The sequence below is a fragment of the Clostridium facile genome (assembly GCF_014297275.1).
Classification (GTDB): domain Bacteria; phylum Bacillota; class Clostridia; order Oscillospirales; family Ruminococcaceae; genus Massilioclostridium; species Massilioclostridium facile.
The window spans coordinates 1831289-1843766 of sequence record NZ_JACOQK010000001.1; the positions used below are offsets into that span (position 1 = coordinate 1831289).

Sequence of the window (12478 nt, forward strand, 5' to 3'; positions counted from 1 at the left end):
AATAATAATGCGTTTATGGCAAAAAATATTCCTTTGTACACTGCTTTTAACGGTGTGTTCGGTTAATTTAATTATTTTTCTGCTTTTGACTAACAACTATCGTCAGACGATACAACAGCAAAAACAGGTGGCATTTACACAGCATATTTCTATGATTAACTCCATACAAAATGCCATCAACTATGAGAAATTAAAAATTTCCCTGCTCATTTTAGATCAGGAATATGTCAAAAATACGGTTCTGGAAATTCTTTCGAAAAATAATAACGATGCTGTTTCCTTTTGGATTTATGACCAAAATCAAAACCAGATTTCTTCTGGTGACTGTCCTTGGAGTTTCCAGCCATTGTTACAACAAGCGGAACAATCCGATGATTATCAAACACAGCTAGTCCGGACAGATTCTAAGTCCCACCTACTTATCACATCCAAGGTTATATTAAATTATGAAACATACTATCTGTCCAGCGCGTTTGATATTACCAACCTCGAGCAGAGTTATCAACAGCAAATTCGTTCTACCCAATGGCTCAGTATGTTGTGCTCTATTTTTATTGCTGGAGTTTTGATGATTTTTGTCCAAATCCTGCTCCGACCACTACAACGGATTAACCAAGGGACCAAAGAGATCGCCCAAGGGAACTACCAAAAACGGTTAAGCTGCAAGGGCTCCACCGAGATCTTGGAACTAGCCTCCAACATGAACCAAATGGCAGATTCTATCCAGGAAAAAATAGATGATTTGGAGCAGGTAGCAGAAAATCGGCAGCAGTTTATCGCCAATCTTGCCCATGAGATGAAAACCCCGCTTACCTCCATTTTAGGGTTTGCGGATATTATACGGATTAAAAAGGATTTATCCGAGCAAGAACGTCAAGAATATGCAGGAATCATTGTAAAAGAAACCAAGCGGCTCAGTGGATTATCTGGAAAACTAATGGAATTGATTTTGGTTGGACAGGAAAAATTACAAATGCAGGAAACCGAATTGAATCAATTGTTACAGGAAGTCGTGGAATCCTTTCAGCCTATTTTACAAAACCATAAAATTCAAATCCAACAACAGCTGGAAGGTGGCAGAATGCAAATGGAACCGGAATTATTCCGCTCTATGGTATACAATATTTTAGAAAACGCCATCAAAGCTTCTCCAGCTGGAAGTACTATCTGGATTTTCCAAAATAATTTGGACAACGGTGAGATTACAATTTCTATAAAGGACCAAGGAATGGGGATTTCCAAAGAAGATTTAAAAAAGGTTACCGAGCCGTTTTACATGGTGGATAAATCCCGTTCCCGAAAAGCAGGAGGGGCCGGACTTGGTCTGGCACTATGTGAAAAAATTGCCCAGCTCCACCATGGCAATATCCAAATTGAAAGCCAGTTAGGAGAAGGGACTACTGTTACCATTCATCTTGAAAGGGGGAAAATGAATTGAGACGTTTCCGTTCTATTTTGATTACAATTATCTGCTCTATTTTAATTTTAGTGCTTTCTTTTTCTTCTTTTTCGGTTATGGATTATTTTTTATTTCGGAGCGATTCCAGTATCGCACCTCTTTCTGTTTCCAACTCTATTAACAGTGCAAACATCAACCAACAATTACAGGTTTTCCCCTGGGATACTGAACAATACAAAGCATTCCAACCTTCCTATGACAATCATTGGCCAGGAAACGGCTATAACCATATATTTTCGATTCTATGGAATTATTTAGAAATTTATTCTAAAAACGTTCTTGAAATTTCATTAAATTACATATATTTTTCACAAAACGATCTTTCTGTTTCTTGCGGAGAAGATTTTGCTAAGATTCCATGTATTTATGAGTTCACCTATATCACGGAACAAACAGAACAAGATAAAGGATCTTATAACCTAATAATTGATCAAATCATTTCTTTCAACGATGATTCCAACACAAAATACCGTCTACAAGCAGCAATTACAAAGGAAATTTTGTATTCCGTACACATTACACCAATCGTTGACCATTCTAATACGAAAGATTTTCAGACTATTTTACAAACATCCTACCAAAATTTAAAGCAAAAGCCTATAGAGAATATTCAGTCCCACTTGCTTTATACTTATATGGCAGCTGATCAAAACAATCAAATAAAATTCTACAGTCCTTACCAATATAGCGATGAAATTTATGACTATTCCATGGATATCTCAACAAAGCTGATAAAAACCTCCGACCAGTTGGTCTGTTTTTCCTATCTTACCAATTTCCTTTATTTTTTGTGGTTTGACCCATATACCTGTCGTTTTATTGGATACGATTTTGTGTATTTAGACTCGAAAAAATATTCTTTTGAATCTCCTACTTTAAGCCTGATTGATGAAAATTTTTCTTCCATCATCTATAACAACTAGGTAAGGCCTACATTCACTGCATAAATATCCGGTTCCAATACAATCATTTGAACAGTTACCGCCGTATCGGAAAATCTTTGCCTTATGGATTGCAATCTTAGCATTTCATAAGGCATCATTTTTTTGATAAAAGTTTTGTATTTGCAATTTCTCTATTTCTTACAACTTTTTTGCATTTTCTTGGATACTCCTTGCCTACTGTTCTGTTAAGCTAAAGACAGGAGGTGGAGATCTTATGAAGAAAGGGTCAATCAAATATTATTTAACAGCAGTTTTATCTGTTTTATTTGTAATAACAACCATAGCTGTCGTAGTTTTCAATACAGGTTGGGTTTCCAGCAAAAGCAATGAATATTTTTTACAAAATACAAACCATAAAACAGAAAAATGTCTATCCGTCCCCTATATGAATCAGTCAGATGAATATCCTACTGGATGCGAAATTGTCAGCGCGGCCATGGTATTACAATATTACCAATACGATATTCCTGTAAATCAGCTGATTGATTGTTATTTGGACAAACAGGAAATCTGGAGCAGTGGGGGTAAACTATATGGTGGAAACCCAAATGAAGTATTTGTAGGCGATCCAAGAAACAGTAATAGTTATGGATGTTATGCACCTGTTATTACCAATATGTTAAACCAGGTACTTACAAACCATACCGCAAAAACGCTTAACAATATTAGCCTGGAAAAGTTGGCAAACGATTATATCTCCAAAGGGCAACCCGTTTTAGTTTGGGTAACTATTGATATGAAGTCCTCTTATGAGGGGACAAAAATCTACCAGCAAGACGGTTCTACCTTTCAGTGGATTGCGCCGGAACACTGTATGGTTTTCATCGGATACGATGAGGAATCCTATTATTTTAATGATCCTTATCAAAACCATGGGGTGGTCCAATATCCAAAAGAACTGGTACAACAGCGCTATCAGGAAATGCAGCAGCAAGCTGTTATCGTCACCCCAAACTAATTTTAAATATTTCCGACAAATGAAATGAAGAATATTGCAAATGGTGCTACTCCAATGGAACGTTCAAATACAATAACATCAACGACTTAATTGATTTTTGTGCAGAACACATGGCAAATGAACAATTATCTTCCGAACAAATTCGGGCATATATGACAGATATGTTACCAAAATTAAATTATTGGAAGGACTCAAACGAGTAATTCACATATTTCTATTACTAGTAAGTTGAATCAAAGCAGATTCCTCTACACTTGTTGTTCCTTACCATCTAGTTTTGATAGAAAATCCTCCGTATGATAAAATCATTCGGAGGATTTACCTTTTTATGAGTACTGCAATATGAAGCGCTGTTTTTTCTAATTCAATATTATTAATATGAATTTTACTATAGCACCACTCTATTTCTCTATTAAATTTCAAATGTCTGAGAATAGTATTTCTCTAAAAACTCATTAAAATCTTGGATATAATAATCCGCCTGCTGTTGTAGTAATGCCGCTGTCCGTTCATGGTGTGGCTCATACACGGCTGCAAACCCCATTCCAATGCGGTGCAGTGCCTGCAATGGGGCTATGATATCCTCAAACACTAAGCATTGATGATACGGAACCCCCATGGCATCCGCTGCCGCCATATAAATATCTGGATTTTCTTTATTTTTTCCAAAATCATTACTATATAAAATGGTGTGGAAATCTTGATAAATCCCAATCCTGGTCAGTGAGCGTTTACATAAGTTTGGAAAACTGGATGTTGCCAAACTAAATGGTATCCCCTGCTGTTTTAATTTTTGTAATAATTCCATAGCTCCTGGCTTCAATTCTACCTGGTGTTCGTATAAATCCAGTGCCATGTCCAACCACAACTGTTGTAATTCCTTATTGGTTAGTGAAACATGGTATTCCTTTATCATATATTCCGCTGCCTGATCTGTTGTCATATGGGCAATCTCATCATAAAAATTCTTTTTTACATCCAATCCTAATTTTTTAGGAAATTCTTCATCTATTTTGTCCCATACCCAGTTGGAATCCAACAAGGTTCCATCTAAATCAAAAATCACACCACAATATCTCATAAAAAACCACCTATCCTATGTAAAATCTATGTTGCTATTATAGCACATCTGCTTGAAAACACAAAATCAATCATGTTATAATAAAAGAAAACCATTTATTGGAGGCCTATTGATGCGCAGAGCAGATCGGGAAGTAAACAATATACAAAAAATAGAGGAAATCATCCAAACCTGTGACTGTTGCCACCTGGGATTGATAGATGAGGATAAACCCTATATTGTTCCATTAAATTTTGGCTATCTTCGTGAGAAAGATACTCCAATCTTTTACTTTCACAGCGCAAACTTTGGTAAAAAGCTAGATCTAATCCGTCAAAACCCATTAGTGGGTTTTGAATTGGACACAAAACATCAGCTTTCTGTAGGAAATACTGCCTGCAACTATTCTTTTTACTATCAAAGTATCATTGGTGCAGGTAAAATCTCTATTGTAGAAGAAATCCAACAAAAGAAAAAGGCGTTACAGGTGATTATGCAACATTATACTAAAACATCCAATTGGGAATTTTCTGACCAATCCCTTACTGCTATTACCATTTTAAAACTGACGGTAACCGAGATGACCTGTAAAGAACATCAACAACCAAGATAGAAGGTGAAACCAATGAGGGCAGTTATTATTACAGGAGGTTCTATTCAGAATTATCCTGCTATCAAACAATACATTCAACCAAACGACTATATTATCTGTGCGGACAGTGGCTATGATCATGCTGTTAAGATGGAAATCACCCCAAACCTTTTGGTGGGGGATATGGACTCCATCCATGCGGATTTGCCAACTGAAAATATACGGATTTTTCCTGCAAAAAAAGACGATACCGATACAGAAATAGCCATTTCCGCAGCTCTAGAACAGGGATGTGACGATATTTTGATATTGGGTGGTATTGGGAGCCGAATGGACCATACATTGGCGAATATCTTATTCTTAAAACAGCTACATGATCAAAAAATCTCTGCAAAAATCGTAAATGAGAACAATGAGATTCGGTTAATGGGTTCCCAAGAGAATATTACATTACAAGGACATCCAGGAGATTTGCTCTCTTTAATCCCCATTACAGATTGTATCGGTGTTACCAACAAAGGTTTTGAATACCCTTTGATTCAGGAAGATCTCCCTTTAGGAACAACGAGAGGGGTAAGCAATGTGTTTTTATCGGATACGGGAAGTATCTCCCTCCAAAACGGCTTATTGTTGGTAATGCAGTGCCGTGACCTGAGCTATTGACCCAATCGTTTTAACAAATTTCTCTTTTTGAAAAAAATTTTTTGATTCATTGCAATAAAATCGCTTTCTCATGCAATTAGTAAGTGATAGGGGCAGAAAGATTATTATGAATATTCAAAACAACATCCCCGCTGATGATCAACAGCGGTTGGAATACCAAATCCAATTGATTGCGGAAGGCAGAAAAGAAGCGTTGGCTTTTTTGTATCAGCAAACCAAAGCAGCAGTACACGCTTTTTTACTTTCCTATTTAAATTATTACGATGCGGAGGACGCAATGCAGGATACTTATATTGGCATTTACCGTTCCGCAAAGAACTATCAGCCTCAAGGAAAGCCTATGGCATGGATTTTTGGAATCGCAAAATACACCGCATTCATGAAAATTCGTTCCAGTCAAAGGGAAACTACCCTGCCGGAGGAAAACTGGAAGTTGATTGAAGAGGAACTTCCCGCCATCAATTTTGAGGAAAAAGATCTATTGCGCAATTTACTGCTCCGTTTATCAGCAGAAGAATACCGTATTATTTTGTTACACGCAGTTTCTGGACTAAAATTCCGGGAAATTAGCGAACTTTTCAATCTGCCTTTATCTACTACCCTTTCCAAATATCGTAGAGCAATGAAAAAATTAAAACAATCATGGAAGGAAGAATCCAACGATGAAGAACCGTGAAATGGAACAGAAAATTAAAATGACGATTCAACACTCCTTTTCCAACGATTCAGATCGTCTACAAAAGATTCTTTCTGAATGTGATTTGTCAAAAGGAGAAGAATATATGCAGCAGAATATCGCAAAGAAAAAAACGCCTAAATGGGTGCGTTGGGTTTCCGTAGCCGCTGCGGTGGTATGCGTTGGAATCATTAGCACATTCGGCGCAGTTTATTACACACAAAATATATCTGTAGATTCTGAAATTATTTTAGATGTCAATCCAAGTATTGAAATGAGCATCAACGCAAAAGAAAAAGTGGTTGATGTAACGGCGCAAAACGAGGATGCCGTTGCTATATTGGATGGCATGGACTTAAAAGGAACAGATTTAAACGTTGCTGTCAATGCCTTACTAGGCTCCCTTGTAAAACATGGATATATCGATGAGCTGGCAAATTCTATTCTAGTCACTGTAGAAAATGATAATGCCAATAAAGGCGCACAGTTACAGCAGGATTTAGTCGCGGAAATTAACCGTATCTTATCTGGCCAATCAATCCAAGGAGCTGTTTTGGGGCAAAATATTAGTAAAAACACACAGCTTCAAGAACTTGCCAATCAATATCAAATTTCATTGGGGAAAGCTGCGTTAGTCCAAACCTTAACCCAAATTAATCCACTATATTCCATAGAAGAAATGTCTAAACTTTCGATTCATGAATTAAACCTGTTGTTGGAATCCCAGGGGAACTCCCAGCAGAACAATAAGATCCAATCAACTGGTTCCGCCAGTGATAAGGCTTACATTGGGGAGGAAAAAGCAAAGGAAATTGCCCTATCCCACGCTGGATTATCTGAAAACGATGTTACAATTCAAAAAATAAAACTGGATTACGATGATGGTATGGTGGAATACGACGTAGAGTTTTTTACTGCTACCCAAGAATATGATTATAACATCAATGCGCAAACTGGTGATGTAGTTTCTAACGAAATTGAACCATTCCATGCAAATAATACTTCCCCACAAGGGCAAGGAGCAACAATTACCTTAGAACAGGCCAAACAGGCGGCTCTTTCCCATGCTGGTGTTTCCGCCAACGCTGCATCTTTTAAAAAGGTAGAATTAGAGAATGATGATAATAAACTGGTATACGAACTAGAATTCTACACCTTAGATGCAGAATATGATTACAAAATTGATGCTTCTTCCGGTGCTGTCCTTTCCTATGACCAAGAACAATTTAATCAAGGAGGAAGTAGCAATAATGGCTCTAGTATAAGTGAAGAAGAAGCAAGAAGAATCGCGCAAAATAAAGCACCAAATGCACAGATTGTTTCCTTTCAGCTGGAACGTGATAATGGACAGGAAATTTATGAAATCGAACTACGGGAAGGAAATATAGAGTATGATTGTGAAATCCGTAAATCCGATGGTGCAATTATCAAATGGGAACAAGATATTGATGATTGATGTTTTAAAAATACCCGTCTAAAATTTAGATGGGTGTTTTTTATCGTCACATTTTAAGTATAATATAATAGGAAAGTCGTACTTCGGAAATATTCTTTTCCATAAATAGAAAAACAAATACAGATGATAAATAAGTTTTACATTGTGATATAACTGAATTGACACGCCAACTGTTTTGCGTTAGGATAATAGAAGTAAAAATTTAGAGAAAGAAGGGGCTTTATGAATCCAACAGTTTTGGTTACCGGAGCATCTGGTGGAATTGGTTCTGCTATTGCCACAAGATTTGCCCGAGAGGGATATCGAGTTGCCATTCATTACAATCATCATAGGGAAAAAGCAGAACAATTGGTACAAAAATTACGGAATCAGAATCCATTGGTAATTGCTGTACAGGCGGATATCTCTAACGAACAACAAGTAAAAAATATGATGAAGGAAGTTACACAACAACTGGGTGGAATCAATATTCTTATCAACAACGCAGGATTTGCGCAACAAAAACTTTTTACTGATATCACCTCAGATGAGTGGAAAAAGATGTTTGATGTCCATGTAAATGGTGCTTTTTATTGTATCCAGGCAGTACTTCCCTGGATGATTCACAACAAAAAAGGAAAAATCATCAATATTTCTTCCATGTGGGGGCAAGTTGGCGCCTCATGCGAGGTTCACTATTCTGCTGCTAAAGCTGCGTTAATTGGTATGACAAAGGCACTCGCAAAAGAACTTGGGCTATCGGGTATCCAAGTAAACTGTGTTTCTCCTGGTGTAATTGAAACAAAAATGAACCATATGCTGGGCGTAGATGTTCTGGAAGAATTAAAAGAAGAAACCCCTTTAAATAAATTGGGAACCCCGGATGACATTGCAAATGCCGTTTATTTTCTGGCATCCGACCAGGCGGATTTTATTACTGGACAAGTATTAGCTTCTAATGGAGGATACATTATCTAGTTTTTTCTTCTATCCTACTACATAGATACCCTAAAATATGGTATAATACAAAGTATCATTGGATGTAATAAGATAAAAGGAGCAATACCTTATGAAAAACTATGGATTTATCCGCATTGCCTCCGCCTGTCCATTAGGAAGGGTCGGAGATGTCATGTATAATACAACCGAAATTTGCAATTTAATTGATCAAGCAGTAAATCAACAAGTAAGCTTGCTGGTTTTTCCAGAGCTCTCCATTTCTTCCTATACCTGCGGGGATTTATTATTGACCTCTGCCATGAAAAACGGTGTGGAACAAGCAATCTCCACGATTCAACAACATACTCTGGAAAAACCAATTACCGTTTTTGTTGGAGCCCCCATCTATGAAAATGCCAAATTATACAACTGTGCTGTTGTTATTTCCTCCGGTGAAATCAAAGGGGTTATCCCAAAAACCCACCTTCCCAACCATGGTGAATTTTATGAACAGCGTTGGTTCGATTCTGCCAAAGACTTTTGTGGTGACAGTACTATGCTTTGTGGGGAAACGATTCCTATGGGTACGGATTTACTGTTTACCATGGAGGAAGCCGTCATCGCAGCTGAAATTTGTGAGGATATGTGGGTAGACGCCCCTCCATCTATTGATCACGCAAAAGCTGGAGCAAATATTATCTGCAATTTATCTGCCAGCAACGCCGTGATTGGTAAGCAAAATTACCGCCGTATGCTGGTAAAACAGCGCTCTTTCAGTTCTCACTGCGCTTATGTGTTCTCTTCTGCCGGTATTTGTGAGAGTACCACAGATACCTTATATAGCGGACACTTGTTAATTGGGGAAAATGGCAACATTTTAGCGGATGCTTCCCAGATGGAGTTTGAAAACTTGCTCCTCACTGCAGATGTGGATTTAGAACGTCTGTCCTGTGATAGATTAAAAAGCACCACTTTCCATCTGTCAAAATCCTATCGTTCCATTCCATTGAATCATAAAATTTGCTCGATTGACCAACTACAACGCCATATTAGCCAAACCCCATTTATTCCTGCTTCCAAACAGAACAAATCCGAACGTATGGAAGAAATCTATCATATTCAGGCATTAGGTCTTGCAAAACGCCTGCGCCATACTGGATTAAAACACCCTGTTATTGGAATTTCTGGCGGATTGGATTCTACCTTGGCTTTGCTGGTAACGGTGCGTGCTATGGATAAACTGGGTTGGGATCGGAAAAACATTCTTGGTATTACCATGCCAGGCTTTGGTACAACAGGACGTACCAACTCCAATTCCAAAAAATTGATGGACGCATTAGGGATTACCTCCAAAGAGATTGATATTACCCAAGCATGTAGGAAGCATTTTGAGGATATCGGCCATGATCCATCCATCCATGATGTCACCTATGAAAATGTACAGGCAAGAGAAAGAACTCAGATTCTACTAGATATCGCCAATAAACATGGTGGCCTTGTAGTAGGAACCGGTGACCTTTCTGAACTAGCCTTAGGATGGGCGACCTATGCAGGCGACCATATTTCCATGTATGGTGTCAATGCAGGGGTTCCAAAAACATTAGTACGCCATATTGTAGCATGGACCGGAGAACAAATGGGTGGAGAAATCCAAAAAATATTGGAGGATATTTTGGATACCCCTGTTTCACCTGAACTTCTTCCAGCGGATAAAGACGGAAAAATCGCACAGAAAACAGAAGAAATTATTGGGGATTATATTTTACATGATTTCTTTTTATATTATTTTGTTCGGTTTGGATTTACCTTTGATAAAATTTATTATTTAGCGAAACACGCTTTTGGGGATACTTATCCAAAAGAGCAGATCGTAAAATGCCTAACTACTTTTGGAAAACGCTTTTTCGCACAACAGTTTAAACGTTCCTGTCTGCCAGATGGCCCCAAAATTGGTTCGGTTACCCTTTCCCCTCGCGCCGATTGGAGGATGCCAAGTGATGCTTGCGCTGCCCTTTGGATGCAAGATTTTGATCAAATGGATTAATTGGAAAGGGCCAAAAAATATCATCCAATTTCCCGTTTTTTATTTTTCTATTTATATCCCTGCAACAGTGGAATATTTTCTAAAAATCAAACCATATCGATATGTTATTCTTTAAATAAGAATAAAACTTTTTAGAATCGCATTTTAATCCCTTTCATTGAAATGTCGCAACCGATTTCATCTGTAATGGTACTTTTTAGCAATCCTTAGGAGAAAAATAAATAGCAAAAAGTCCCTGATGTAGTTTCTGCTTTCCTACATCAGGGACTTTTGTTGATTCTATTCATTCAATCTTGCAGCAGATAAATATTTTCTGCTATCCACATTTATAAGTCGCTTCTCTTTTCTGGGAAAATAATATACAATATTTTGACAGAAAGATAGTTAAAACTAATTCTACGGTAAAGTATATCTGGCTGAAAATATTGATTCCCTGATTTTGTAGTTATCATATGTACTCAAATTCCATAATCAATGAAAAACTAACCATATGATCTTATTATCATTCCAATCACTATTTTTGTAAACATCTATCTTTTAGATCACAAAAATATTCCCATTGCTCTGGTAAAATACCCAATCTCCTGTAACACAAACTTGTTCTATTGGTGACTCTGTTAATTTTTGTTTTGAGCCCTGTGAAAGGTCTATCACATATAAGCAATTTTCGTCGGATCGGTTTCCATAATAAATCCAATTTCCTGAACAGTTAAAACAGGAAACAGAATCGGATAAAATCGGTGCTTCCTGCTGGTTGGAGTAGAGCAAACCATCTTCCGCCACATAATAAATCACCGAATTACTAATATTATAAGATAAAATACTCTGGCTGATTTCTTTTCGGATTTGACCGCCGTTTGTATCCATAGAATATAAGCAGTTATTGTCATTGCTGTTACGATAATAAATCCGATCCCCTACCATAGAAATTTGGCTAGCACTATTGTCTGATAGTAAAACCTTTTGATATCCATCTGAAAAACGGTACAAATATAGATTGGCATGCTCCGTATTGTCAGCTGAAACCATGTATTGGTCTGTCACCGATAAATAATAAGAAAAAGCAAAATAATTTTGAATCAATTCCCCTGTTACTGCACTGTAACAAAGCACATTGAAAGTATTGTTCCTTGCTTGGGCATACACTTTTTCGCCTACCACATTGATATATCCAACTGGTTCATTCGAAATTTTTTGCATGTCTGAACCATTTGTCCTCATTTTATATAAACAGTTTTGGTCAGATGCTTCACTATAAAAAATCCATTCTCCTTGAACAGCTGCCATACCACCATTTAAACAGTTAGAGCTTGTATTTCCAATTGTGTTATAAGGCTGCAAGGAGATATCAGGAGCAGATGTATCTGGAAACGATGCTATACCATCATTTATTTCACCACCTTCTACACCTTCCTCTATAGAATTTTTAGAAGATTTTGTTTTACTGGTTGATTTAGTGGAAGCTGATTTGGAGGATTTAGAGGAACTAGTTGTTTTCGATTTTGTGGAACTTTTTGTATTTTTGTCCCTGCTAGAGGTATTTTTTCCGTTGTTACTAGTATTGAATTCTTCGATAGAATGGAGTTCCCAATCTGGAGTGCTATGGTTTCCGGTCATCGAAAATCCAATCATAATTCCAATAAATATCAGCATTAAAGTGGGCAATAGATACTGTAAGGCTCGCATAAACTTTGGACGTTTTTCCATT

Annotated in this window: 11 protein-coding genes and 1 pseudogene; 10 read left to right on the forward strand and 2 right to left on the reverse strand. The window is 37.3% G+C overall.

Annotated elements, in window-relative coordinates; genetic code table 11:
- Positions 1 to 7: 7 nt before the first annotated feature.
- The 4 genes and pseudogenes from H8Z77_RS07610 to H8Z77_RS07625 all read left to right on the forward strand — a co-directional run.
- Complete coding sequence (locus H8Z77_RS07610; RefSeq protein ID WP_186996650.1) at positions 8 to 1438, forward strand: sensor histidine kinase; 1431 nt, start codon at positions 8 to 10, stop codon at positions 1436 to 1438.
- A complete protein-coding gene (locus tag H8Z77_RS07615; protein WP_069987339.1) occupies positions 1435 to 2382 on the forward strand; it encodes a hypothetical protein in 948 nt (315 codons plus the stop codon). Before H8Z77_RS07610 ends, H8Z77_RS07615 begins: the two co-directional genes overlap by 4 nt.
- Before the next feature lie 235 nt (positions 2383 to 2617).
- Entirely contained in the window at positions 2618 to 3361 is a 744-nt protein-coding gene (locus H8Z77_RS07620) for a C39 family peptidase (RefSeq protein WP_186996651.1), read from the forward strand.
- 35 nt (positions 3362 to 3396) lie between these two features.
- Positions 3397 to 3564, forward strand: a pseudogene (locus H8Z77_RS07625) (zinc ribbon domain-containing protein); the annotation flags it as partial.
- Between the two features lie 209 nt (positions 3565 to 3773).
- On the opposite strand, the gene H8Z77_RS07630 reads toward H8Z77_RS07625, so the two are convergent.
- Positions 3774 to 4442, reverse strand: a complete 669-nt coding sequence (locus tag H8Z77_RS07630; RefSeq protein WP_186996652.1) for an HAD family hydrolase — start codon at positions 4440 to 4442, stop codon at positions 3774 to 3776.
- A gap of 112 nt (positions 4443 to 4554) precedes the next feature.
- Here H8Z77_RS07630 and H8Z77_RS07635 point away from each other — a divergent pair, with 112 nt between their 5' ends.
- The 6 genes from H8Z77_RS07635 (at position 4555) to H8Z77_RS07660 (ending at position 10770) form a co-directional block, all read left to right on the forward strand.
- On the forward strand, positions 4555 to 5034 hold the full coding sequence (locus H8Z77_RS07635) for a pyridoxamine 5'-phosphate oxidase family protein (RefSeq protein ID WP_069987341.1): 480 nt from the start codon (positions 4555 to 4557) through the stop codon (positions 5032 to 5034).
- 12 nt (positions 5035 to 5046) lie between these two features.
- Positions 5047 to 5676, forward strand: coding sequence for a thiamine diphosphokinase (locus H8Z77_RS07640; protein ID WP_186996653.1), 630 nt, complete (start codon positions 5047 to 5049; stop codon positions 5674 to 5676).
- 106 nt (positions 5677 to 5782) lie between these two features.
- The gene (locus H8Z77_RS07645) at positions 5783 to 6352 is read left to right on the forward strand and encodes an RNA polymerase sigma factor (RefSeq protein WP_186996654.1); all 570 of its coding nucleotides are present in this window, start codon (positions 5783 to 5785) and stop codon (positions 6350 to 6352) included.
- Positions 6339 to 7808, forward strand: a complete 1470-nt coding sequence (locus tag H8Z77_RS07650; protein ID WP_186996655.1) for a PepSY domain-containing protein — start codon at positions 6339 to 6341, stop codon at positions 7806 to 7808. The genes H8Z77_RS07645 and H8Z77_RS07650 overlap by 14 nt, the downstream gene beginning before the upstream one ends.
- 222 nt (positions 7809 to 8030) lie before the next feature.
- Complete coding sequence (ymfI, locus tag H8Z77_RS07655) at positions 8031 to 8765, forward strand: elongation factor P 5-aminopentanone reductase (RefSeq protein ID WP_186996656.1); 735 nt, start codon at positions 8031 to 8033, stop codon at positions 8763 to 8765.
- A gap of 91 nt (positions 8766 to 8856) precedes the next feature.
- Positions 8857 to 10770 carry an NAD(+) synthase gene (locus H8Z77_RS07660; RefSeq protein ID WP_186996657.1) on the forward strand — a complete coding sequence of 638 codons (1914 nt, stop codon included), beginning with the start codon at positions 8857 to 8859 and terminating at the stop codon, positions 10768 to 10770.
- Between the two features lie 537 nt (positions 10771 to 11307).
- Here the strand turns inward: H8Z77_RS07660 and H8Z77_RS07665 are convergent.
- Positions 11308 to 12477 (reverse strand): DUF5050 domain-containing protein, encoded by a 1170-nt coding sequence (locus H8Z77_RS07665; protein ID WP_186996658.1) that lies wholly within the window; start codon positions 12475 to 12477, stop codon positions 11308 to 11310.
- Position 12478: the final 1 nt, after the last annotated feature.